The sequence below is a fragment of the Streptomyces sp. NPDC088157 genome (assembly GCF_044741545.1).
Lineage (GTDB): Bacteria > Actinomycetota > Actinomycetes > Streptomycetales > Streptomycetaceae > Streptomyces.
The window spans coordinates 32,892-55,520 of the sequence record NZ_JBIUSU010000004.1 but is presented as its reverse complement, the minus strand read 5'-3'; the positions used below and the strand labels follow the sequence as shown (position 1 = coordinate 55,520).

General features: G+C 72.0%; 23 protein-coding genes. 7 read left to right on the top strand and 16 right to left on the bottom strand.

Annotated features, from left to right (window positions below; all coding sequences use genetic code 11):
- Nucleotides 1-137 precede the first annotated feature (137 nt).
- Complete coding sequence (locus ACIPFH_RS16110) at nucleotides 138-1,319, top strand: amidohydrolase family protein (protein WP_356247926.1); 1,182 nt, start codon at nucleotides 138-140, stop codon at nucleotides 1,317-1,319.
- 54 nt (nucleotides 1,320-1,373) lie between these two features.
- Here the strand turns inward: ACIPFH_RS16110 and ACIPFH_RS16105 are convergent, their stop codons facing one another.
- From ACIPFH_RS16105 to ACIPFH_RS16080, 6 genes are all read right to left on the bottom strand, one after another.
- Nucleotides 1,374-2,501: a serine hydrolase domain-containing protein gene (locus ACIPFH_RS16105; RefSeq protein ID WP_401827017.1), complete on the bottom strand. Its 1,128-nt coding sequence runs from the start codon at nucleotides 2,499-2,501 to the stop codon at nucleotides 1,374-1,376.
- The gene (locus tag ACIPFH_RS16100) at nucleotides 2,491-3,972 is read right to left on the bottom strand and encodes a class I adenylate-forming enzyme family protein (RefSeq protein ID WP_401827015.1); all 1,482 of its coding nucleotides are present in this window, start codon (nucleotides 3,970-3,972) and stop codon (nucleotides 2,491-2,493) included. Before ACIPFH_RS16100 ends, ACIPFH_RS16105 begins: the two co-directional genes overlap by 11 nt.
- Nucleotides 3,969-4,391, bottom strand: a complete 423-nt coding sequence (locus tag ACIPFH_RS16095) for a MaoC/PaaZ C-terminal domain-containing protein (RefSeq protein ID WP_356247920.1) — start codon at nucleotides 4,389-4,391, stop codon at nucleotides 3,969-3,971. Before ACIPFH_RS16095 ends, ACIPFH_RS16100 begins: the two co-directional genes overlap by 4 nt.
- Nucleotides 4,388-4,840, bottom strand: a complete 453-nt coding sequence (locus ACIPFH_RS16090) for a MaoC family dehydratase N-terminal domain-containing protein (protein ID WP_356247918.1) — start codon at nucleotides 4,838-4,840, stop codon at nucleotides 4,388-4,390. The genes ACIPFH_RS16095 and ACIPFH_RS16090 overlap by 4 nt, the downstream gene beginning before the upstream one ends.
- Before the next feature lie 93 nt (nucleotides 4,841-4,933).
- Nucleotides 4,934-5,779, bottom strand: a complete 846-nt coding sequence (locus tag ACIPFH_RS16085; RefSeq protein ID WP_401827012.1) for an enoyl-CoA hydratase-related protein — start codon at nucleotides 5,777-5,779, stop codon at nucleotides 4,934-4,936.
- Between the two features lie 4 nt (nucleotides 5,780-5,783).
- Nucleotides 5,784-6,299 (bottom strand): PaaI family thioesterase, encoded by a 516-nt coding sequence (locus ACIPFH_RS16080; RefSeq protein WP_401827010.1) that lies wholly within the window; start codon nucleotides 6,297-6,299, stop codon nucleotides 5,784-5,786.
- A 145-nt stretch (nucleotides 6,300-6,444) separates the two neighbouring features.
- Here ACIPFH_RS16080 and ACIPFH_RS16075 point away from each other — a divergent pair, with 145 nt between their 5' ends.
- Nucleotides 6,445-7,656: a CaiB/BaiF CoA transferase family protein gene (locus tag ACIPFH_RS16075; RefSeq protein ID WP_401827008.1), complete on the top strand. Its 1,212-nt coding sequence runs from the start codon at nucleotides 6,445-6,447 to the stop codon at nucleotides 7,654-7,656.
- Between the two features lie 365 nt (nucleotides 7,657-8,021).
- Here the strand turns inward: ACIPFH_RS16075 and ACIPFH_RS16070 are convergent, their stop codons facing one another.
- Genes ACIPFH_RS16070 through ACIPFH_RS16055 form a run of 4 tightly spaced genes read right to left on the bottom strand, consistent with a single transcriptional unit; the run spans nucleotide 8,022 to nucleotide 11,651 of the window.
- Entirely contained in the window at nucleotides 8,022-8,810 is a 789-nt protein-coding gene (locus ACIPFH_RS16070) for an SDR family NAD(P)-dependent oxidoreductase (protein WP_401827006.1), read from the bottom strand.
- Nucleotides 8,810-9,325 (bottom strand): nuclear transport factor 2 family protein, encoded by a 516-nt coding sequence (locus ACIPFH_RS16065; RefSeq protein ID WP_401827004.1) that lies wholly within the window; start codon nucleotides 9,323-9,325, stop codon nucleotides 8,810-8,812. The genes ACIPFH_RS16070 and ACIPFH_RS16065 overlap by 1 nt, the downstream gene beginning before the upstream one ends.
- Nucleotides 9,322-10,500: an acyl-CoA dehydrogenase family protein gene (locus ACIPFH_RS16060; protein WP_401827001.1), complete on the bottom strand. Its 1,179-nt coding sequence runs from the start codon at nucleotides 10,498-10,500 to the stop codon at nucleotides 9,322-9,324. Before ACIPFH_RS16060 ends, ACIPFH_RS16065 begins: the two co-directional genes overlap by 4 nt.
- A gap of 32 nt (nucleotides 10,501-10,532) precedes the next feature.
- The gene (locus tag ACIPFH_RS16055; RefSeq protein ID WP_401826999.1) at nucleotides 10,533-11,651 is read right to left on the bottom strand and encodes an acyl-CoA dehydrogenase family protein; all 1,119 of its coding nucleotides are present in this window, start codon (nucleotides 11,649-11,651) and stop codon (nucleotides 10,533-10,535) included.
- Between the two features lie 107 nt (nucleotides 11,652-11,758).
- On the opposite strand from ACIPFH_RS16055, the gene ACIPFH_RS16050 reads away from it, so the two are divergent.
- Both ACIPFH_RS16050 and ACIPFH_RS16045 read left to right on the top strand, forming a co-directional pair.
- Nucleotides 11,759-12,580 carry an enoyl-CoA hydratase/isomerase family protein gene (locus ACIPFH_RS16050; protein ID WP_401826996.1) on the top strand — a complete coding sequence of 274 codons (822 nt, stop codon included), beginning with the start codon at nucleotides 11,759-11,761 and terminating at the stop codon, nucleotides 12,578-12,580.
- Nucleotides 12,581-12,628: 48 nt separating this feature from the next.
- Nucleotides 12,629-13,132: a MaoC/PaaZ C-terminal domain-containing protein gene (locus ACIPFH_RS16045; protein WP_356247900.1), complete on the top strand. Its 504-nt coding sequence runs from the start codon at nucleotides 12,629-12,631 to the stop codon at nucleotides 13,130-13,132.
- Here the strand turns inward: ACIPFH_RS16045 and ACIPFH_RS16040 are convergent.
- On the bottom strand, nucleotides 13,111-14,529 hold the full coding sequence (locus tag ACIPFH_RS16040; protein ID WP_401826994.1) for a glycoside hydrolase family 1 protein: 1,419 nt from the start codon (nucleotides 14,527-14,529) through the stop codon (nucleotides 13,111-13,113). The genes ACIPFH_RS16045 and ACIPFH_RS16040 overlap by 22 nt on opposite strands.
- A gap of 195 nt (nucleotides 14,530-14,724) precedes the next feature.
- Nucleotides 14,725-15,579 (bottom strand): crotonase/enoyl-CoA hydratase family protein, encoded by an 855-nt coding sequence (locus ACIPFH_RS16035; RefSeq protein WP_401826992.1) that lies wholly within the window; start codon nucleotides 15,577-15,579, stop codon nucleotides 14,725-14,727.
- Between the two features lie 80 nt (nucleotides 15,580-15,659).
- Between ACIPFH_RS16035 and ACIPFH_RS16030 the strand changes: the two genes are divergently transcribed.
- The 3 genes from ACIPFH_RS16030 to ACIPFH_RS16020 are packed head-to-tail and all read left to right on the top strand — an operon-like array spanning nucleotide 15,660 to nucleotide 18,685.
- On the top strand, nucleotides 15,660-16,478 hold the full coding sequence (locus tag ACIPFH_RS16030) for an enoyl-CoA hydratase/isomerase family protein (RefSeq protein WP_401826989.1): 819 nt from the start codon (nucleotides 15,660-15,662) through the stop codon (nucleotides 16,476-16,478).
- Nucleotides 16,479-16,481: 3 nt separating this feature from the next.
- Nucleotides 16,482-17,666: an acyl-CoA dehydrogenase family protein gene (locus ACIPFH_RS16025; RefSeq protein WP_401826987.1), complete on the top strand. Its 1,185-nt coding sequence runs from the start codon at nucleotides 16,482-16,484 to the stop codon at nucleotides 17,664-17,666.
- The gene (locus tag ACIPFH_RS16020; protein ID WP_401826984.1) at nucleotides 17,663-18,685 is read left to right on the top strand and encodes a TIGR03617 family F420-dependent LLM class oxidoreductase; all 1,023 of its coding nucleotides are present in this window, start codon (nucleotides 17,663-17,665) and stop codon (nucleotides 18,683-18,685) included. The genes ACIPFH_RS16025 and ACIPFH_RS16020 overlap by 4 nt, the downstream gene beginning before the upstream one ends.
- Nucleotides 18,686-18,710: 25 nt before the next feature.
- Here the strand turns inward: ACIPFH_RS16020 and ACIPFH_RS16015 are convergent, their stop codons facing one another.
- The 4 genes from ACIPFH_RS16015 to ACIPFH_RS16000 are packed head-to-tail and all read right to left on the bottom strand — an operon-like array spanning nucleotide 18,711 to nucleotide 22,609.
- A complete protein-coding gene (locus ACIPFH_RS16015) occupies nucleotides 18,711-19,460 on the bottom strand; it encodes a FadR/GntR family transcriptional regulator (RefSeq protein WP_401826982.1) in 750 nt (249 codons plus the stop codon).
- 17 nt (nucleotides 19,461-19,477) lie between these two features.
- Nucleotides 19,478-19,882, bottom strand: coding sequence for a Zn-ribbon domain-containing OB-fold protein (locus ACIPFH_RS16010; RefSeq protein WP_401826980.1), 405 nt, complete (start codon nucleotides 19,880-19,882; stop codon nucleotides 19,478-19,480).
- On the bottom strand, nucleotides 19,879-21,030 hold the full coding sequence (locus ACIPFH_RS16005; protein WP_401826977.1) for a thiolase family protein: 1,152 nt from the start codon (nucleotides 21,028-21,030) through the stop codon (nucleotides 19,879-19,881). The genes ACIPFH_RS16010 and ACIPFH_RS16005 overlap by 4 nt, the downstream gene beginning before the upstream one ends.
- 4 nt (nucleotides 21,031-21,034) lie before the next feature.
- Nucleotides 21,035-22,609 carry an AMP-binding protein gene (locus ACIPFH_RS16000; protein ID WP_401826975.1) on the bottom strand — a complete coding sequence of 525 codons (1,575 nt, stop codon included), beginning with the start codon at nucleotides 22,607-22,609 and terminating at the stop codon, nucleotides 21,035-21,037.
- Nucleotides 22,610-22,629: the final 20 nt, after the last annotated feature.

Sequence of the window (22,629 nt, the reverse complement as noted above, 5' to 3'; positions counted from 1 at the left end):
GACCCCGGAACCCCCGGACACCCGTCGCCTCCGCACCGTCGGCCCACTGCCGTCCTGCTACCCCTTGCGCTCGCTAAACAGTTAGATAATTATAGAAGGCGTACTGAATAGCTCCTTGGGGTCCGGAGGCGACGGCCATGGCCGAACAGCGCAAGCGCATCTTCGACTGCGACCAGCACATGTACGAGGAGCGGGACTCCTTCACCCGCTACCTCCCGAAGGAATTCCTCGGTGCCGCGGTCGCACCGGTGACCCTTCCCGACGGTCGGGAGGTGATCCTCGCCGGGGACCGGATCGTCGTATGTCTGGAACCGGAGTTCGGGCAGGTCTACCGTCCCGGTTCGCTGAAGGAGATGCTCAAGGCGATGGCCTCGGGCAATCCCGAGGAGACGTACCAGTTCGAGGCCATGCACGAGTCGTACCAGAACCGCGACGCCCGGCTGCGGGTCATGGACGAGCAGGGACTGGACCAGACGATCATCTACCCGGGCGGCTGGGCCCTGGTCGCCGAGGAGTACGTGAAGGGCGTCGAGCCGCTCTACGCCAACTACCACTCCTTCAACCGGTACATGGACGAGGTGTGGGGCTTCGACCACAAGAACCGCATCTACGCCCCGGCCCTGCTGTCCCTGCGCGATCTGGACAGCGCGGTCAAGGAACTGGAGTACGTGCTCGACCGGGGCGCCCGCTTCATCCTGCTGCCCACCGGACCGGTGTACGGCCGCTCGCCGGGCGATCCGTACTTCGACCCGTTCTGGAAACTGGTCAACGAGGCCAAGGCCAGCGTCTGTTACCACATCAGCGAGTTCTACTACAACTCGCAGGTGGCGCCCTCCTGGGGCTACGACCCGCACCCCATCCACTTCCGGATGTCGGCCTGGCAGTGGCAGAACACCTACGGACAGCGGCCCATCGAGGAGACGCTCTCCGCGCTGATCTTCGACAACCTCTTCGGCCGTTTCCCCGACATCAACGTGCTGGTCTCGGAGTTCGGCTCCGAGTGGGTGCCGCACTTCGTGCGCCACATGGACAAGAGCCGAGGCATGGGCCGCAACGGGCCCTGGATCGGCGGGCAGTTGGACGAACGGCCCAGCCAGGTCTTCCGCAGGCACGTCCGCGTGGTGCCCTATCCGGAGGACGACATCGTGGGTGTGGTCAAGCGCCTCGGCTATCACGAGTCCATCGTCATGGGCTCCGACTTCCCGCACGCGGAGGGCCTGGCCGCCCCGGCGGACTTCCGCAAGCTCATCGCGGAGCTCGGCGAGTCCGCCCAGGACGACATCATGTTCAACAACGCACAGCAGCTGATCAGCCGCTGAGCGTCGCCGTCGCGCGGATCGCACGGAGCCCGGTACCGGATCGCGGTACCGGGCTCAGTCGGTGAGGTCCGCGGCGAGGTTCGCGATGTTCGTGAGCATCGCCCTGCCGCGCCGCGAGTGGTCGTACCCGGCCAGCGGGTAGCCGTTGCTGAGGCACGCGAAGGACAGGCCGCTCTCCGGGTCCATGAAGCCGAGCTGGTAGGCGGCTCCGGCGCTGCCGAAGAGAGCGGCCGAGCCGGTGGAGGGCAGTCCACTGCCCGCGTCCGGTCCGGCCACCGTGACGAAGAGGCCCATCGCGGTACGGCGGTGGGAGCCGCCTCCGTAGATCTGCTCCCCGTAGGGGTGCTCCACGAGCCTGATCCGGGTGCCCTCCGCCACCGCCTCCGGCTTCCACAGGCCCGAGTGCTCCAGCGCCTGGAAGTACAGGGCCACGTCGGCGGCCGTGGCGACCAGCGCGTGGCTCGGCTCCCCGGCCGCGAGCACCCGCGGGTCGGACAGATACCAGGGGCCCCAGGGGTCGGCCGCCTGGTCCGCACTCGTGCGGTCGGTGGCGGTCATCGGGGCGACGGTGCCGGGCTGCCGGTCGACCGGGACGCCGAGTTCGACGGAGGACAGACCGAGCGGCCGGGCGATCCGCTGATCCAGATACGCGGCGAAGGCGAGGCCCGTGCGCCGTTCGACGATCTCGGCGATCAGCCAGGCGGCCGAGGTGAGATGGAACTGGAAGCGGCTGCCCGGCGGGGAGTCGAGCCGCCACCGGCCGAAGGCGGCGAGCCGCTGTTCGCGGTCGAGCATCTTCGGATGGCCGAGCGGTGCGAAGGGGAAGCCGGCGGTGTGCGTGAGCACCTGCTCGACGGTCACCGTCTCCTTACCGTTCGGCGCGAACTCCGGGATGATCGCGGCTACTTGCTCGCCCAGGTCCAGGAGGCCCTCGCCGATCAGCTTCCACACGACACCGGCGACGATCGACCGGCCGACGGACTGGAGGACGTACCGCGTGCCGGGCTCGGCGTCGCCCCAGGTCTCGAAGGCCACCAACCGCCCGCCCCGGGCGACCGCGACCTGCGCGGAGGGCAGCGGTCCGTGCTCGACCTCGAGACGGATCCGGCGCAGCAGCACGTCCAGCCGGTGCGGGTCGACACCGGCGGATTCCGGGCCGACGATCGTGCGGTCAGGCGTCATGCGGTTCTCCTTCGCGAACGGCGGGCTCCCGCAGGCGGCCGCGTACGACCTTGCCGTTCGCGTTGCGCGGCAGGGCGTCCACGAACCACCAGCGGACGGGGATCTTGAACCCGGAGAGCTGGGCGCGGGTGTGGCCGCTGAGCGCCGCGGGCTCGGGCGGCGCGTCGGGATCGGCCGGGACCACGAAGGCGATCACGGTCTGGCCCAGCCGCTCGTCGGGAACGCCGGTGACCGCGACGTCCGCCACCCCGGGGTGTGCGGCCAGGACCGTCTCCACCTCCAGCGGGTGGACGTTCTCGCCGCCCCGGATGATCATGTCGGTGCGTCGGCCGAGCAGGTAGAGGTATCCGTCCTCGGCCACCCGACCCAGGTCACCGCTGTGCAGCCAGCCTTCGGCGTCGGTGCGGAAGAAGTGGTCGGCGCGGGCGTGGATCTCGCCGACGCCGTCCGGGCCGGCGCCGTGGACCCTGACCTCGACCCCCGGGGCGGGCCGGCCCACCGACCGCAGCAGCTCGGTGCGTCCCGCGACCGCCTCCCGGTGGTCCCCGGGGGTGAGCACGCTGATCGGCGAGCCCTCGGTCTGGCCGAACATGTTGAGCATCCGGACGCCGGGCATCGCCTCGTACGTCCGGCGCAGTGTGCCGGGGCGCACGGGCGCACCTCCGTACTGGAGGGTCCGCAGCGTTCCGTGCCGGGCCTGTCCGGCCGCCAGCAGGGTTTCGAGCATCGCCGGAACCATGCTGGTGTGCGTGGTGCCGAGCTCCCGCAACAGGGTCCAGCCCTCGACGGTGAAGCGCGGCAGGCCGGTGATCAGCGCGCCGGCGGCGAGGGCGACGGCGATGTTGCCGAGACCCGCGATGTGGTGGAAGGGCGCACTGCCGCCGTAGAAGCTGTCCGGGTCGAGCCCGCACAGGCGTCCGTTGACCCGCGCGCGTGCGGCGAGACGCCGCTGGCTCATGGGGACCGGCTTGGGCAGGCCCGTAGTCCCGGAGGTGTGCAGGACGGCCGCGAGGTCGTTCGGCTCGGCGGACAACGCCCGTGAGCCCGTGCGCAGTTCGGGCACCATGCGCAGCCGTCGGCCGGACAGCTCGGCGACCTGTCGCCCCAGGTCCGCGAACTCGGGCTGCGCCAGCAGGAGTTGCCCCCGCGTCTCGTCGACCACGGCGGCGATCTCGTGCGCCGTCATGCGTACGCCGAGCGGCGCGAGCGGATGACCGGACCCCGCGCCGCCGACCACCAGGGCGAGGGCGTCGGCGGAGGTGGCGATCAGGGCCGGTACGGGGACGCCGGGCTCCGCGCCGAGGGTGTCCAGCCAGTCGGCGGCGCCGGCCGCCCGGTCGAGGAGCTCGCGCCCGGTCCAGCTCAGGTCGCCGAAGCGCACGGCGGGGCGGGCATGGTCGTAGGCGCGGTTCACCATCGCGGTCCAGGTGGCCGCGCGCCCCGGTTCCCGCGCGCCGCCCACCGCCGTCACGGCTCCAGGCGGGCCGTCGCGGCGCCGGTGACCACCTCGACGCCGTCCTGGTTGACCGTCCGTACCGAGAAGTGGGCGACCGGGCCGGCCGGTGTGTCCTCGATCGACTCGACGACGGCCGTGGCGGTCAGCGTGTCGCCGGGCCGGACCTGCGCCTTGAAGCGCACGCCGAAGCGCAGCAGCGCCTCGGGACCGACCCAGTCGGTGAGGACCCGGCCCGCCATGCCCATCGTCAGCATGCCGTGGGCGAAGACGCCCGGGTATCCCGCGGCCTCGACGGCGAACCGCTCGTCGGTGTGCAGCGGGTTGAAGTCGCCCGAGGCGCCGGCGTACTGGACGATCCGGGTGCGCTTGAGATCCTCGACGAGGACGCGTTCGCGCGACTCGCCGACCTTGACGTCGTCCGGACTCGGGCTCATCGGGCGTCCTTCGGGATCGCGGGGCCCTCGGGGACGACGGCCACGGTGACGGCGCTGACGACCGGTTCGCCGTCGGCGTCCCGGTACTCGGTGACGCGTTCGCTGAAGAGCAGCCGGCCGGTGCGGCCCCGCTTCTCCCAGCTGCGGCCGGGGACGGTGTGTGCGTAGAGGGTCTCGCCGGCGCGCACCGGGCGGTGGTACTCGAAGTGCTGCTCGGCGTGGAGCCCTCCGCCGCCCTCCGCCATCACACCGGGTCCGCGGCCGGAACCGAACCACTCCTCGTCCGGCTTGGGCCGCAGGTGGTACTCCGGGTCGTAGTGGGCGCTCGCCATGGTGAAGGTGGGCGGCGCGAACGCGTCCCCGCCCCGGTACGCCGGGTTCTCGTCGCCGATGGCCCGGGCGAACATCATGATGTGCCCGGCCTCGACGGGGAACGGCTGCCCTGTCATCGTCGTGCTCCTCGTTGGATACAGCGGGTCGGTACGGCGGATCGGTACGGCAGGTTCGTGCGACGGGCCGGTACGGCGGGTCGACGTCCCGGGTCAGTAGGGCAGGAACGCGTCGCGGGTGGCCTCGTCCGGATCGAAGTCCGGCGGCAGACCCTCGAACTTCGGCTCCCGCTTCTGCATGAAGCTCGCCACGCCCTCACGGAAGTCCGGCGAACCCGCGAAGAACTCCATGGCGGAGTAGGAGCGGGCGAGGGCGTCGGTGAAGGTGCGGTCCAGGTCTCCGTACACCTGGTGGCGTACGACGGCCATGGCGCGCGGCGAACAGTTGCGGGCGATGTCCCGGGCGTAGGCGCGGGCGGCGTCGAGCAGGTCCTCCGGCTCGACGACCCGGCTGACCAGACCCAGGTCCTTCGCCTCGTCGGCCTCGAAGACGCGGCCGGACAGCAGCAGGTCGAGGGCGTTCTCCAGGCCGACGACGCGCGGCAGCACATACGGCAGGTTGTACTCGCCGGCCAGACCGCGCCGGGTGAAGGCGGTGGTGAAGCGGGCTCCGCGGGCGGCGAAGCGGATGTCGCAGATCAACGCCTGGATCAGGCCGATCCCCGCGCAGGCGCCGTTGACGGCGGCGATCATCGGCTTCGGCAGGTGCCGCCTGCTGTACATGGGCACACGGTCCCGGAGGTTCAGGGACTGGCCCGGCTGTGCGTTCTGCTCCAGCCGCTGGACGTCCATCCCCGGACAGAACGCCTTGCCCGCGCCCGTGACGATCACGACACGGACGGCCGGATCGTGCGCGGCCTCGTCGAGCAGCGCGAAGAAGCGGCGCTCCATGGGGATGCTCCACGCGTTCCTGCGCTCCGGCCGGTTGAGGGTGAGGACGGCGACGCCGTCCTCGTCCACCTCGTACAGCACCAGGTCCTGGGCGGGTTCCTCGGGCATCACGTCACTCCTCCGCGAAGGGCTCGGCCAACTGCTCGGCCAGGGGCTCGATGGGCTCACCGACGCCCGGGCGCTCCCCGGAGATGGAGACCACCACCTGCCCCCGGGCGCAGAGTCGGCCGTCGGTCATGACGTCCACGTCGGCGAAGTGCAGCCTGCGGCCGCGCCGGACGCAGCGCGCGTGGGCGACGGCCTCCCGGCCCTCGGCAGGCGCGAGGTACTGCACCGACATCGAGACGGTGCTGACCCGGCTCCCCTTCTGGAAGTCGTGGCCGGCGACCACGGCTCCGGCGCCCGCGGTGTCGATGAGCGCCGAGATCACCCCGCCGTGGAAGATCCCCTCGTGCGCCGAGAGCGCCTCGGTGTAGGGAAGCACGATCTCGACGGCGTCCGGGTCCCAGCGCGTCACCCGCATGCGGCAACGTCGGTTGAAGGCGACCCCGCGTTCCCAGCGGGCACGGAACCACGCCCGGCGTTCGCGCTGTTCCTGATCGCTGAGGGTCCTCGCCGCGACGGTCATCAGCACGCCCTCCGGTCTCGGCCTGTCAGCCGATCCATATAGTTACATGAATTGGATAGTTGAGCAATCAGTCGGGGTGCAGTCGGCGCCCTAGATGTATTATTTATATAACTGATTCACCGTTGATGAACAGAGGGAGAACCAGATGCCGTCGACCGCCCTGGCCGGGATCCGCGTCCTCGATCTGTCCCGTGTCCTCGCCGCGCCGCTTGCCACCCAGATGCTGGCCGACCTGGGCGCCGAGGTGATCAAGGTCGAGCGGCCCGGCACGGGGGACGACTCACGGACGTACGGGCCGCCCTTCGCACCCGGGGCCGAGGGCGACCGGACCGACACCGCCGCCTTCTACCTCTCCTGCAACCGCAACAAGCGGTCGGTCACCGTCGACCACGCCACCGCCGAGGGACAGCGGCTGATCCGCGCCCTCGCCGCCCGGTCGGACGTCGTGGTCGAGAACTTCCGTGCCGGAACACTGGCCAAGTACGGGCTCGACCACGAGAGCCTGCGGGAGAGCGATCCGCGGCTGGTCTATCTCTCCGTGACGGGCTTCGGCCAGACCGGCCCGTACGCCTCGCGCCCCGGCTACGACGGCATCTTCCAGGCCATGTCCGGGATGATGAGCGTCTCGGGGCACCCCGAGGAGCCGATGAAGGTCGGCGTCAGCATGGTCGACATCCTCACCGGGCTCTACGCCTCGACGGCCGTGCTGGCCGCCCTGCGGCACCGGGACGCCACCGGCGAGGGCCAGTTCATCGATCTGTCCCTGCTGGACTGCGGCCTCGCCTCGCTGTCGCACTTCGCGATGAACTACCTCGTCTCAGGGGAGGTTCCGCGCCGGCGCGGAAACGGCGGGTACGGCGGGATCCCCTCCCAGGCCTTCCAGTGCGAGGACAAGCCGCTCTTCCTAGTCGCGGGCAATGACAAGCAGTTCGCCGCCTTCTGCGCGGCCGCCGACCGCGCCGACCTCCTCCAGGACCCCCGGTTCGCCACCACCCCCGCCCGGATCGCCCACCGTGAGGAGATCGTGCCGGTGCTGGAGGCGATCCTGCGCACCCGGACCCGGGACGAGTGGCTGGTCGTGCTCGACCGGCACGACGTCCCCGCGGGTCCGTACAACGAGTTGCCCGAGGTCTTCGCCGACCCGCAGATACGGCACCGGGAGATGCTGGTCGAGGTCGAGGACCCGTTGTCCGGACGGCTGGCGCTGCTCGCCAACCCGATCCGGTTCACCGCGACGCCGGTCGAGGGATACGCGCCACCGCCCGCCCTGGGCGAGCACACCGCCGAAGTACTCACCGGGCTGCTGGGCGTGACGCCGGAGCGACTCGCGGAGCTGCGGGCCCGGGGTGTCGTGTGAGGGGTGGACGGGTGGCGGGGCGCGGGTGACCGGGCGAGTACGCGGCGGGGTACGGGTCGGCGTGCGGCGGCATACGTGCGACGGACCGACGGGTGCGTGCGGCGGGCCGACGGGTGCGGGTAACGGGCCGACGGGTGCGTGCGACGGGCCGACGGGTGCGGGTAACGGGTGCGGGCGCGCGGCGGGGTACGGGTCGGCGTGCGGCGGCACGCGTACGACGGGCCGACGGATGCGGGTGCCGGGCCGACGGGTGCGGGTGCGGGTGCGGGCGCGCGGCGGGGTACGGGCCGGCGTGCGGCGGCACGCGTACGACGGGCCGACAGGTGCGTGCGACGGGCCGACGGGTGCGGGTGCGGGTGCCGGTGTCACCCGAGCAGGGTCCGGCCGCCCTCCAGCATGAGCGTCGCACCTGTCAGGTAGGCCAGGTCGTCGCTGACCAGCGCGACCACCGCCCGGCCGATGTCCGCCTCCGGATCGCCGAGCCGCCCCAACGGGATCTCCCTGGCCAGCTCCGCCGCCTTCTGCGGGTGTGCGGCGAGATAGTCCTCCGCCGCCGGGCTCAGTGCGGCCGGACAGATGACGTTCACCCGGATCCCGTACGCGCCCCACTCCCGCGCGGCGACCCGCGTCAGGCCCCGGATCGCCTCCTTGGCCATCGCGTACGCCGCGAAGGTGACCTCGCCCTGGACCGCGGCCGAGGAACCGAGGTTCACGACGCTGCCGCGGCTCTGCCTGAGGTGCGGCAGGGCGGCCCGCATCGCATGGAAGGCCGCCAACGGGCCGCTGCGGTAGGCCAGTTCGACATCGTCGTACGACGTCTCCTCCAAGCGGCGCTGCACCGAGGACTGGGCATTGTTGACGAGCACGTCGAGGCCGCCGAACTCCCGTACGGTCTCGGCCACCATGCGCTCGACGTCGTCCCGCTCCCCCACGTCCCCGACCACGGTGCGGGCCCGCCCACCGCGCTCGACGACCTCCCGGGCCGTGTCCTTCAGCTTGCCCTCGGTACGGCCGGTGATCACCACCGACGCCCCTTCCGCGGCCAGCGCGAGCGCGATGCCGCGGCCCACTCCCTGTCCGCCGCCGGTGACCAGAGCCGTCCGCCCGGCCAGCCGGGTGCCTCGCCGGGTGCCTGACTGATCGTCCCGCCCCATCACGTCGTCTCCTTCCAGAAAGCCGCCCAGGAGGGGAACGCCTCCGGCAGCGCCGGCTCTCCGGCGCCCTCCCAGCCGTCGAAGCCCACCGCCTGCGGGCGCTCCGTCACATCCGCCGCGTACCAGTGCTGCTCACGGCGGCGGGAGAAGTACCACTCGCCGTCCACGCGCGCGTAGTCGTCCCGGTAGCAGATCGCCATCACGATCCACCGGTCCCCCACCTCGTGCTCGGCCCGGCAGTAGACCGCGCCGGTCGCCGTCTCGCGGCCGGTGAACTCGACGCGGTGCCCGCAGATCTGGTGGACGGACCGGTAGAAGCCGCGGAGCAGGGGTTCGATGTGGCGGCGCAGAGCGTGCCGCCCGCTGCCGTGACGCCCCATGTCCACGTCCGGCCGGAAGCAGCCGACCCAGGCGTCCAGGTCACGGCCGTCCACGGCCAGCGCGTAGCGGATGGGCAGTTGCTGGATGGCGAGCTGCGACTCGACGCGGTCGACGCGTTCCTCGAGGGAGGTCATGGCCGCGGGTCCTTCGGCAGACCGAGGACCTGTTCCCCGATGATGTTGCGCTGTATCTCGCTCGACCCGCCGTAGACCGTCTCCGCGAGCGAGAGCAGGAAGGAGCGCTGCCGGGTGTCCAGGCCGTAGTCCTGCCCCACGATCTGCCCGGCGGGTCCGGCCAGCTCCATGGCCAGCCGGCCGAGTCGCTGGTGCCGCGTCGAGGCGTACAGCTTCGCGGTCGTGGCCTGCGCGCCGGGCGTACGGCCGGCGGTCAGTTCGGCGATGGTCCGCAGATTCGTGGTGCGCATGATGCGGACGGAGATCCAGGCGTCGACGATCCGGCGGCGCAGCATCGGATCGTCGAGCGCGCCGCGTTCCCGGGCCAGACCGATCAGCGCCTCGGCCTCCCGCTCGAAGGTGAGCTGCTGGGGCAGGAGCGTGGTGCCGCGCTCGATGCCGAGCGTGGCCATCGCCGTGCGCCAGCCCTGCCCGACCTCCCCCACTACCAGGTCCGCGTCGGTGCGCGCTTCGGAGAGGAAGACCTCCGCGAACTCGTCCTGACCGGCGAGGTTGCGGATGGGGCGGATCTCCACGCCCGGCTGGTCGGTGGGCAGGAGCAGCAGGGTCAGGCCCTTGTGCCGCGCCGATTCCGGGTCGGTGCGGGTGAGGACGTAGAGCCAGTCGGCGTGGACGCCGAACGAGGTCCACACCTTCTGCCCGCTGACCACCCACTGGTCGCCGTCGCGTTCGGCCCGGGTGCGGACCGACGCCAGGTCGGAGCCCGCGCCCGGCTCGCTGAAGCCCTGGCCCCACAGTTCACCGACGGCGAGGATGGGTGGCAGGAAGCGCTTCTTCTGCTCCTCGCTGCCCATCGCGAGGAGCATCGGGCCGAGCAGGTCGAGCGCGTTGACGGTGGCCCGGTAGGGGGCGTTCGCCCGGGCGTACTCGTAGGCGAAGACGATCTCCTCCAGGAGTCCGAGCCCTCTGCCCCCGTACTCCCGCGGCCAGCCGACGCCCAGCCAGTTCCCGGCGGCCAGCTCCCGGTCCCAGGCGAGGCGGACGTCCCAGGCCTCGCCGTCGGTGGGTCCGCCCACGCCCCGGTGCTCGGCGAACTCCCCCACGAGGTGCCGCGCCAGCCAGTCCCGCAGCTCGTCGCGGAAGTCGCGTACGGCGGGCCCGAAGTCCAGCTCCATGTCTGCTTCTCCCTGGGGTCGAGGGGTGGCTCTCAGATTCCGAGTCGGGTGGCGAGCAGTTCCCGGTGGTACGACGGGCTGCCGAGCAGTGCCTCGGAGCTCTGGGCCCGCTTGAGGTACAGGTGCGCGGGGTGCTCCCAGGTGAAGCCGATACCGCCGTGCACTTGGATGTTGTCGGCGGCGACCTGGGTGAACGCCTCCGAGCAGTAGGTCCGCGCGAGGGCCGCCGAGATCGCGATCTCCGTCTCGTCGCCGCCGTCCAGGGCCCACAGTCCGCCGTACGCGGCCGAGCGCGCGGACTCGATCTCCATCAGCATGTCGGCGCACTTGTGCTTGATCCCCTGGAACGAGCCGATGGGCCGGCCGTACTGCTCGCGGATCTTCGCGTAGGCCACGGCGGCGTCCAGGGCGGCCGCGGCTCCTCCCACCTGCTCGGCGGCCAGCAGCACCGAGGCGGTGGCGAGGGTGCGCGCGAGGGCGGGCCAGGCCGTGCCTTCGACGCCCAGCAGGCGGGCGGGGGTGTCCGCGCAACGCACCCGGGCCTGCTTGCGGGTCTGGTCGAGGGTGGGCAGCGGGGTGCGGGTCAGGCCGGGTGCGCCGGCGTCCACCGCGAAGAGGCTGACGCCCGCGGAGGTCCGGGCGACGACCAGGAGCAGGTCGGCGAGGTGTCCGTCGGGGACGTACGTCTTCGTGCCGGTCAGCCGCCAGCCGTCCGCCGTGTCGAGTGCGGTGAGCCGGATACCGGCCTCGTCCCAGCGGCCGTCGTCCTCGGTGAGCGCCAGGGTGGCCACCGTGTCGCCGGACGCCAGGCCCGGCAGGAGCTCGCGTCGGGCCCGCTCGTCGTCGCAGCGCAGCAGCGCCTCGGCGGCCAGGGCGACGGTGGCGAAGTACGGCCCGCACAGCAGCGCCCGGCCGGCCTCCTCGAAGACGATGCCGAGGTCCACGTAGCCGAAGCCCGAGCCGCCGTACTCCTCGGGTACCGCGAGCCCCTGAAGGCCGAGCTCGCCGGCCATCCTGCGCCAGACGACCGGGTCGTGACCCCTCGGATCGGCGGCCAGGCGGCGCACGTCCGCCTCGTCGGAGTGTTTGGCGAGGAACGACCGTACGACCTTGCGCAGTTCGTCCTGTTCCCCGCTGAAGGTGAGATCCATGCCGAGCTTCCCGTCCTCGGGCAAGAGGCCTGTCGCCCGCTTGCTGCTCGCCGCTCGATACAGTTAGATAATTATAGTATCCGCACTGAATACACCAGGAGCGCGACGTGACCGATCCCTACGACCCGTTCACGAGCCTGACCTTCGAGCGGCCCGCGCCCGGTGTGCTGCGCATCGTGCTCGACGCCCCCCACCTCAACGCGGTCGATCCGCGGATGCACGGTGAGCTCGCCGACGTCTGGACCGTCGTGGACCGGGACGAGCAGACCCGTGCGGTGCTGGTCCAGGGTGCGGGCCGGGCCTTCTCGGCGGGCGGCACCTTCGACTCCATCGAGGCCATGACCGGGGAGTACGCGGTCCGCGCCCGGGTGATGCGCGAGGCCCGGGACATGGTCTACGGGGTGCTCAACTGCTCCAAGCCGGTGGTCTCCGCGATCCACGGTCCGGCGGTCGGCGCGGGCCTGGTGATCGGCATGCTCGCGGACATCTCCATCGCCGCCCGCACGGCGAAGATCGTCGACGGGCACACCCGGCTCGGGGTGGCGGCCGGCGACCACGCGGCCATCTGCTGGCCCCTGCTCTGCGGCATGGCCAAGGCCAAGTACTACCTGCTGACCTGCGAGACGCTCACCGGCGAGGAGGCCGAGCGGATCGGGCTGGTGTCCAAGTGCGTGGACGACGAGGAGGTGCACTCCGAGGCCCTGCGGGTGGCGACCGCCCTGGCCGCCGGTCCCGCCAGCGCCATCAGCTGGACCAAGAGGTCCCTGAACCACTGGTACCGCACGGCCCAGCCGATCTTCGAGGCCTCGCTGGGGCTGGAGTTCTTCGGGTTCGCGGGACACGAGGTCGTCGAGGGCCTGGCCGCCCACCGCGACAAGCGGACTCCGGACTTCGAGGGCGTGGGCGACAAGCACCCGCTCGCACTCTGACCCCGCACCCCGACCGCCCCCGCTTCCGTATACGGACAGGACTCCGCCATGACCGCCGATCGCTCCACCACCACCGAAGCCGCCCCCCTCGTGCGGGGACTCACCTACGAGGAGATGCCGGTCGGGCAGATCTTCCGCACCGCCCGCCGCACGGTCACCGAGACCGACCTGGTCAACTTCGTCACCTGGGGCGGCTTCAACGAGCCCCTCTTCTGGGACGCCTCGCACGCCGCGCAGGGCGGCTACACCGGCCGGCTGGTCCCGGGGGCACTGACCTACTGCATCGCCGAAGGACTCGTGCTCCAGACGAACGTGCTGCACGGCACCGGCCTGGCCTTCCTGCACATGGAGATGACCGTCCGGGGCCCGGTGTACGTCGGCGACACGCTGTACGCCGTCGTGGAGACCACCGGTTGCCGCCCGTCGAGCAAGCCGGGGCGGGGCGTGGTGACCAGCCGGATCACCGTGCGCAACCAGCGGGACGAGGAGGTGCTCGTCTACACCCCGGTGCGGCTGATCCGGGGCCGCGACTACGCGTCCTCGGCGACCTGAGTCCGGGACGCGGCCGGCACCAGACTCAGCCGGGCCGCGCCGCGCGCGTCGGGCACGGCGGCGCCGGCGAACGCGCCGCGGTGCAGCCAGTCGGAGGGGATCGGCGGGCGCGGGGGCGGCTCGTGGTCCGGGACCGCCATCGCGTACAGGCGGGTGTAGCGGAACTTGGCCTCCAGGTTGTCGAGGACCGACCAGTACTCGTAGCCGCACACCTCCACACCGGCGGCGACGAGTCCCGCCAGCCAGGAGAGCCGGGCGCGCAGCAGCGCCACCCGCCGGGCGTCGTCGCTGCGTCCCCTCTCGTCGACCAGGTCCAGGTCGCCCATGCCGTTGTCGACCACGGACAGCGGTGGCAGCAGATCCCCGTACAGGTCGTAGAGGCCGGCGACGGCGTCGGCGAGTCCTTCCGGGATGATCGGCCAGCCGTAGGCGGTCGTCTCCACGTCCTCGAACGGGACGATCGCGAAGCCGATGCCCACGAGCAGGCGGTTCACCTCGTTGAGGGCGCCGCCCTGACATGACGCGGTCGGCAGCACCCGGGGCAGGTTCTCCGGCGCGGTGACCCGGAACGGGGTGTGCCAGGACAGGCCCAGCAGGTCCTGGGGGGTGGCGATCACCTCCAGGTCGCCGGGGCGTACGCAGCCGGTGGCCTCGACCGGTGAGACGTCGTCCTCGGTCACCATGTGCGTGCCGAGCAGCAAGGGGTCCAGGAAGAGGCGATTGGTCCAGCTCTCCAGGCGCTCCAGGGCGAGGCGGTCGTAGGGGTCGTCGGTGGCCGCGTAGCCCCCGACGAGGGTGACCGTGGTCCCGATCCGGCCCCGCGCGCCGACGGCCCTGAGGGCCCGGGCGGCGAGCCCGTTGGCGAGCAGGATGTGATGGACCGCGGGCAGCCCGGCCCGGCCGGCGCCCCGGTTCGGTGGATACATTCCGGCCACGTGGTCGGCGAGCGTGGGACCGGCGAGGTCGCTCGAGGTGATCCAGCGCTCCACCCGGTCGCCGAAACGGCGGCCCAGCTCGGCCGCGTACTCGGCGAAGTGTTCGGCGGTGTCGCGGGCGAGCCAGCCGCCGGCCGCGTCCAGCCACGGCGGCAGCGAGCGGTCCAGGAGCGTGAGGCCGGGGCGGACCCCCTGCGCGAGCAGGGCGTCGAGCGCGCGGTCGCAGCGGTCCAGGGCGTTCCGGTCCCAGCTGCCGGGGCCGGCGGGCTGCAGCTGCGGCCACCCGGCGACCATGCGATGCGTGTCCGCGGCGACGCCGGTCAGCTGCCGGATGTCGTCGGTCCACTGCCGGAAGTGCCCGCCCCGCTCCGGCGGGGGCGGCGGCGGGGCCGCGATGGCGTCCGCGGTGGCGACGCCCCAGTCGACGCCACGAAGGGATTCGTGCAGGGAACCATCGCTCATGGTTACCGTCCAGGCGGTAAATGGTTTAGCGCATTCAACTGAATGCCCGCCGTCCGGACGCTAACACTTCGAGCAGACCACGACAATGTTTCGGCCAGATCTCCCCGGCCGCGTCGGCCGCGGCGGCAGGGCGGCCACGGCGGCGGGGCGGCCCCAGCGGCGCGGCGGCCACAGCGGCAGGGGTGACCGCGGCCGCTACGGCTCGAGTGGCCGGAACTCCTCCTCCTGCCACCAGGGGTAGACCGGGGGCATGTCCTCGCTGACCCGGCCGGGGAACTCCGGCGGCCGCTTGGCCAGGAACGACTCGACGCCTTCCACGGGGTCCGGGCCGCCGCCGATCTGGCCCATGATCCGCGAGTCGAGGCGGTGCGCGGCCATCGGGTGGGGTTCGCCGAGCATCCGCCACATCATCTGCCGGGCGAGGGCCACCGAGACCGGGGAGGTGTTCTCGGCGATCTCCCGGGCGAGCTCGTGGGCCGCCGGAAGCAGCTCCTGCGGCGGGTGGACGGAGCGGACCAGTCCGGCCGCCAGCGCCTCCTCCGGCCCGAAGAGACGACCGGTCGCCACCCACTCCATGGCCCGCTGCATGCCGACGGCCCGTGGCAGGAACCAGCTCGCCGCCGATTCCGGCACGATGCCCCGCCGGGCGAAGACGAAGCCGAACTTGGCCGAGGTCGACGCGAGCCGGATGTCCATGGGCAGGGTCATGCTGGCTCCGACCCCCGCCGCCGGGCCGTTGATCGCCGCGATGACGGGCTTCGTGCAGGAGAAGATGCGCAGCGCGACCCGGCCGCCGGTGTCCCGGTGCCCGGCACCCGCCGCACGGTGGTCGAAGGACGAGCCGCCCGAGCTGACGTCGGCGCCCGCGCAGAACCCGCGCCCGGCACCGGTCACCACGATCACCCGGATGTCGTCGTCGGCGTCGGCCGCGTCCAGGACGTCGAGCAGATCGCTCATCATCTGAGGGCCGAAGGCGTTCAGCTTCTCCGGCCGGTCGAGGGTGACCGTGAGGATCCGGTCCGCCACTTCCGTGCGCACGGTCTCGTACATGGGGGCGTCCTCCGTCACTGGGCGGGCCTGGTTTCCAGACAGCTTAATTAGTTATAGCATTCAACTCTACTGACTCATTCATGCGGTTCCCTTCCTTGCTTTCGGCGGTGGAGATGACGGATCTGGTGGTGACGGCCGTCGGGCCGGTCCGGCTGGTCGAGCTGAACCGGCCTGAGCAGCTCAACGCGATGAGCGAGGAACTGCACGCGGGTCTCGCCTCGGTGTGGGACGAACTCGCCGCCGACCCGGAGGCACGCGTCGTCGTGCTCACCGGGCGCGGCCGGGCGTTCAGCGCCGGCGGCAACTTCGACATCATGACCCGGGTGCAGATCGATGCCGCCTTCCGGCAGCGCAACATCGACGAGGCCCGGCGCATCGTCCACGGCATGGTCCGTTGCCCGTTGCCGGTGATCTCCGCCGTCAACGGGCCCGCCGTCGGCCTCGGGTGCAGTCTGGCCCTGCTGAGCGACCTGGTGCTGATCGCCGACGACGCCTATCTCGCCGACCCGCACGTCCAGGTCGGTCTCGTCGCGGGCGACGGGGGCGCTCTCGTGCTGCCCCTGCTGGTCGGCCTGACCCGTGCCAAGGAACTGCTGTTCCTCGGCGACCGGGTGAGCGCGCAGGAGGCGGTCCGGCTGGGCGTCGCCAACCGCGCCGTCCCGGGGGACAGGCTGATGGACGAGGCCATGGACCTGGCCGGCCGGCTGGCCGCCCTGCCCGCGCGGGCGCTGCGCGAGACCAAGCGAGCGGTGAACCTGCACCTGGAGCAGGCCCTCGCCCACGTACTGGAACCGGCCCTGCTCGCCGAGCGGGACACCATGTGCTCCGCGGACCACATCGCGCTCGTCGAGAAGATCATCGAGGCCCGCGGCCGTCGCCGGGCCGGCGGGGAGGGCTGAGGCATGGACTTCGCGTTCAGCGACGAGCACGAGGAACTCCGGCGCACGGTGCGGGCGTTCCTCGCGGACACCTCACCCGAGACCGAGGTGCGGCGTCTGATGGAGACCCCGGAGGGCTTCGACCGGCCGCTGTGGCGCCGCATGGGGACGGAGCTCGGCCTCCAGGGGCTGGCCGTACCGGAGGAGTACGGCGGTGCCGGATGCGGTCCGGTCGAAGTGGGCGTGGTCATGGAGGAGATGGGCCGTGCGCTGCTCTGCGCGCCGTACCTGGCCTCGGCCGTGCTCGCGACGACGACGCTGCTGCGCTGTGCGGACGAGGAGGCGCGCAAGCAACTGCTGCCGGCGCTGGCCTCCGGCGAACTCGTCGGGACGCTGGCCCTGACGGAGGACTCCGCCCGGTGGGACGCTTCCGGCATCGGGCTCACCGCGCGTGAATCGGCGGGAGGCTGGCTGCTGAACGGACACAAGATGTTCGTCCTGGACGGTGCCACCGCCGATGTCGTCCTCACCGTCGCCCGTACCGACGACGGCATCGGCGACGGCATCGGCGTCTTCCGGGTGGACGGCGACGCGAGCGGACTGCACCGCACCCCGTTGCCCACCATGGACCCGACCCGGCGCCAGGCGCGCCTCGACTACCACGACGTGCCGGCGACCCGGTTGCGTACCCGCGGCGCCGGCTGGGACACCGTCTCGGAGGTGCTCGACCGGGCCGCGGTGGCGCTGGCCGCCGAGCAGGTCGGCGTGGCCTCCCGCGCGCTGGACATGGCGGTCGGCTACGCCAAGGTCCGGCACCAGTTCGGGCGGCCCATCGGCTCCTTCCAGGCGGTCAAGCACCTCCTGGCCGACGTCCTGCTCGAAGTGGAGTCCGCGCGCGCCGCCGCCCACTACGGGCTGCTCGCCGCGGAGCGCGAGGACCCGGACCTGCCCGCCGTGGCGAGTCTGGCCAAGGCGTTCTGCTCCGAGGCCTGTCTCCAGGCTACGGCGGAGAACATCCAGGTCCACGGTGGTATCGGTTTCACCTGGGAACACCCGGCCCACCTGTATCTCAAGCGGGCCAAGACGTCGCACCTGATGTTCGGCGACCCGGCGTACCACCGGGAACTGCTCGCGCGGCGCATCGGCTTGGACACGGGTTCGAAGCCGGGCACGGACACACACATCGGCACGGTCGGAGGAGCGGCATGAAGGTTGACGGCAAACTCAACGTGTGGGGCACGGCAGAGGTCGTCGAGGAGGCCCGGCACCACGAGAAGGCCGGCTACGACGGCCTGTGGGCGTCGGAGTCCAAGCACGACCCCTTCCTTCCGCTGGTGCTGGCGGCCGAGCACACCGAGCGGCTCGAGGTGGGGACGGCCATCGCGGTGGCCTTCGCCCGCTCCCCCATGCAGCTCGCGTACACCGCGCACGACCTCCAGAGCTACTCCGGCGGCCGCTTCTCGCTCGGCCTCGGCAGCCAGATCAAGCCGCACATCGAGCGGCGCTTCGACATGCCGTGGAGCCGGCCCGCGGCCCGGATGCGGGAGTACGTGAGCGCGCTGCGCGCCATCTGGGCCGCCTGGAACGAGGGCGAACGGCTGAACTTCCGCGGCGACTTCTACTCGCACACGCTGATGCCGCCCTTCTTCTCCCCGCCCCCCGCTCCGGGCGGCGCGCCCAAGGTGTTCGTGGCCGCGGTGGGTGAGGCGATGACCCGGGTGGCGGGCGAGGTCGCCGACGGGCTTCTCGCCCACGGCTTCACCACCGAGCGGTATCTGCGGGAGGTGACCCTGCCGACCGTGGCGACGGGGCTGGCCGCGTCCGGCCGTACGCGGGGTGACTTCTCGGTGTCCCATCTGCTGCTGACCGCGACCGGCCGCACGCAGGAGGAGATGACCCGCGCGATCGACGGCACCCGCGCCCAGATCGCCTTCTACGGCAGCACGCCCGCCTATCGCGGGGTGCTGGAGCTGCACGGCTGGGGCGCACTCGGTGACGAGCTGCACGCGTTGTCGACGTCACGGCGCGAGGACAAGTGGGAGGCGATGAGCGGGCTCGTCGACGACGAGGTGCTGCACACCTTCGCGGTCGTGGCGGAGCCGGCGCGGGTGGCGGACGAGATCCGGCGACGGTACGGGTCGCTGGTCGACCGGGTGTCCTTCTACACCGCCTACGAGATCGGCGCCGAGGTGTGGGAACCGATCGTGGCGGAGCTGCGCGGGAGCTGACGCCGGGCGGGCGGGGACGGCGGAGTCAGTCGAACAGGTCCAGGACCGTGGTCATGGACCTGTTCCGCAGCAGATAGTCCTCCGCCTCCTGGAGGTGCAGGCGCCACAGCTTCTCGGCCGCCTCGGACCGGCGGTCGGCCACCAGCTCGACGAGCGCCCGGTGGGCGCCGAAGCCCCGGCGGTTGGCCCGGATGTTCTCGGGGCTGCCGGCGTCCAGGTCGACGTGGGACCAGTTCGCCTGGTCGATGATGTGCCGGACCATGCCGTTGAGGACGCTCAGCGTCTCGTTGCCCGCCAGTTCGACGACGAGGGCGTGGAACTCCATGTGGGCGCGGATGAAGGCCGACGGGTCGTCCATCAGCCCCTCGGCCTCCGCGACGGCGGCCCGCAGCCGCTCCAGGTCCCCGTCCGTGCGGCGCTCGGCCAGCAGACCGGCGCAGGGCGCCTCGATCACCGTGCGGGCGTCGTAGACGTCCTTGAGGGTCGTGCCCCGGTACTCGAGGACCACTCCCGCGTAGCGGGCGGCCACGGTGCCCTCCGGGACCTGCACCCGCGCGCCGCCCCGGGCGCCCCGGCGCACGCAGATCAGCGACTCCGACTCCAGCACCCGGAACGCCTCGCGCAGGGTCGGCCGGGAGACGGCGAACTCCGCCATCAGGGCCGTCTCGGCCGGCAGGGCCTCCCCCTCCGCCAGTTCCCCGCGCACGATCTTGCGGCGCAGCTGTGCCGCCACCAGCTCGGCCATTTTCGGGACCCGTACCGGTGTGTTCGCCACCGCACCCGCCTCCGCCCTCATGCGCTCGTGTCCGGTACGAAGTACGGCAGGGTGATCTCGTCGGTGAGCGCGCGCAGGTCCACGCGGACGCGCAGCCCGATGGCGACCCGGTCCGGATCACCGGCGTCCACGTGGGACAGCATGGTGCCCCCTTCATCCAGGTCGATCACCGCCAGCGCGAAGGGTGCGTCGAACCCGGGGCCGGGTGCCCGGTGCACCACGGTCACCGAGTAGACGGTCCCCCGGCCCTCGCTCGGCCGGTACCGCCATTGCGCGGACAGGCAACCCGGGCAGGCCGGTTCGGGCACGAAGAAGCGCAGGCCGCAGGCGGAGCAGCTCGGCACGACCAGCTCACCGCGCCGGGCCGCGGCCCAGAACGGCTCCGACAGCGGGGTCGGGACAGGCACGGGTCTCCCGCTCATCGCATCCTCCCCAGCACGCTCATCTCGTAGTGCTGCGCGCCGGAGCCGGCGTTGCCGACGACCGCCAGTTCCGCGCCCTCGACCTGGTGCACGGCGGTACCGCGCAACTGCCTCACGGCCTCCACGACCTTGAGCGTCATCTGCTGGGTGCCGTTCCACGCGTAGGACAGACAGCCGCCGTCGGGATTCACCGGATGCTTGCCGCCCACGGCGATCGTGCCGGCGGCCGCGAGCGGTCCGCCCTCGCCCTCCCCGCACAGTCCGAGAATCTCCAACTGCCTGATGATCTCGAAGGAGTTGGGGTCATAGAGCGAGAAGACGTCCACGTCGTGCGCGCCGATCCCCGCCCTCGCGTACGCGCGTGCCGCGGCGTCCCGCCCGAGCTGCCCGACCTCCCGGTGGAGCGCCGGGTTCGCGTACGCGGCCTGGTGGTACTCCATCCCGCCGCCCAGTACGGCGACGGGCGGGTTCGGCAGGTCGCGGGCCCGTTCGGCGGTGGTCACCACGAGCGCCGCGCCGCCCTCGCCGACGATGCAGCAGTCCAGCAGGTGGAAGGGGGTGGCCACCATGCGGGAGGCGAGCACGTCGTCGGCGGTGTAGGGGCCGCGGCCGTACATCATCGCCTCGGGATTGGTGGTGCCGTTGTTGCGGATGGTGGCGGCGACCTCCGCGAGCTGGCGAGGGGTCGTCCCGTACTCGTGCATGTGCCGTGCCGCCACCAGCGCGAACTGGGCGACGACATAGCTGCCCCACACGTCGGCGAACTCCAGCGGCACCCCGGCCCCGACGGGACCGGCCCCGCGCGAGACGAGTCGGCAGCCGCCGACCACGACCGTGTCCGCGAAACCGGCCTGCACGGCTGCCGCCGCCTTGAGCAGACCGCGCGAGCCGGCGTTGTCGAGCATGGAGTCGCTGGTCCAGCGCAGGTCCCGGCCGAGCATCCGCGCCCAGGAGCTGCCCTCGCCGGGCACGCCGCCCGGGCCGGGCCAGTCGACCTGGGCGCCGTCGACGTCGGCCGGGGAGAGCCCGGCGTCCGCGATCGCGCCGCGCACCGCTTCGAGGGCGAGGTCCATGGCGTCCCGGTGCGGGAGGGACAGGGCCTGCTCGGTGGCGTGGACGCCGACGACGACGGCTTGGCGGCCGTTCACGAGGTCACCGCCCCGCGCCGAGCGTGTCGCCGCCGGGGTAGCCGCCCCCGCCGAAGCGCTCGTCGAGCGCCTCGTAGTCCTTGGCGAAGTCCTTGGTGCGGGGCAGCGCCTCGACGAACTCCACCGTCTTGGGCTTCTTGTACGAGGCGATCCGCGCCCGGCAGTGTTCGACGACGTCCCGCGCGGTCACCGGTCCGGCGTCCGGGTGGAGCACCACGACGGCCTTGACGTCCTGCGCCCAGCGTTCGTTGGGCACCCCGATCACCGCCGCCTCCCTGACGGCCGGGTGGGACTCGATGCAGTTCTCCACCTCCGCCGGGAAGATGTTCTCGGCCGCCGACTTGAGCATGCGGGTCGTCGTGCCGAGGAAGCCGATCGTGCCGTCGGGCTCGCGGCGGCCGAGGTCGGTGGTGTGCCACCAGCCGAAGCGGAAGCGTTCCTCGTTGGTCTCGGGCCGGTTCCAGTAGCCGAGGTGCACGAGGTCGCCGCGGACGCAGATCTCGCCCGCCTCGCCGACCGCGCACTCCTCGCCGGCGCCGTTCAGGACGCGTACGGCGGTGCCGGGCCCGGGGCGGCCCGCGTTGCCCGCGCCGGTACCGCCGTAGGCGCCGGTCACGGCGAAGCCGGTCACCTCGGTCTGTCCGTAGCCGCGGCCCTCGCCCCCGCCGTTGCGGGTGAACCGGCTCCGGTCGGTGGGCACGGTGCCCTGCCACAGGGGTGCGGCGACGCTCGCCCGCAGCCGGGAGAGGTCGTGGCCGGCCTCGCGGTTCAGCGCGACCAGCTGAGCGATGGTCGGGGGCATCAGATACGCGTGGGTGCACTGCTCCTCCGCGAGCAGCGGAAGCAGTTCCTCGGCGACCACCCGGCGGACGATCACGTTCTTGCCGCCGTGGACGAAGGCCGGGACACCCCAGAACTGGTAGTTGCCGATGTGGAACATCGGTCCCGCGCCGAGGAAGGCCGTCTCCGCCCCGATGTCGCCCATCCAGGCGGCGCTCACGCCCATGGCGAGCAGGTTGCGGTGGGACAGCATCGAGCCGGACTGCCGTCCCGAGATGGCGGCGGTGTAGATGACCAGCAGCGCGGAGTCCGGGTCGACGTCGACGGCCGGGTCCTCGGGCGATCCGCCGGCCAGGAAGGACTCGTAGCCGCCCGGCTCCTCCGTGTCGTGGCGCAGCCACAACGCCCTTTGGTCGTCGCCCAGTTCGGCGCGCGCCTTGTCCACCGTGCCGCCGATCTCCTCGTCCTGCCAGACGACGACGCGGGGATCGAAGTCCCGCACGGCGAAAGCCATTTCGGGGGCGGCCCAGCGCCAGTAGCCGGGACAGACCATGGCGCCGATCTTCGCGGCGGCGCCGAGCAGTTCCCAGATCCGGAAGGAGTTCTGCCCGAGCCACAGGATCCGGTCGCCGGGCCCGACGCCCGAGTCGGCCAGGGCATGGGCCAGGCGGTTGGTGCGCTCGTCCAGCTGCGGCCAGGTCAGCCGGACCTCACCGTCGACGAGGGCGACGGTGCCGGGGAAGGACCTTCGGTGCTCACGGACGATGTCGCCGAACGTCAGGCGGCGGGCGGGATGCATGCTGTTGGCTCCAGGAGGTG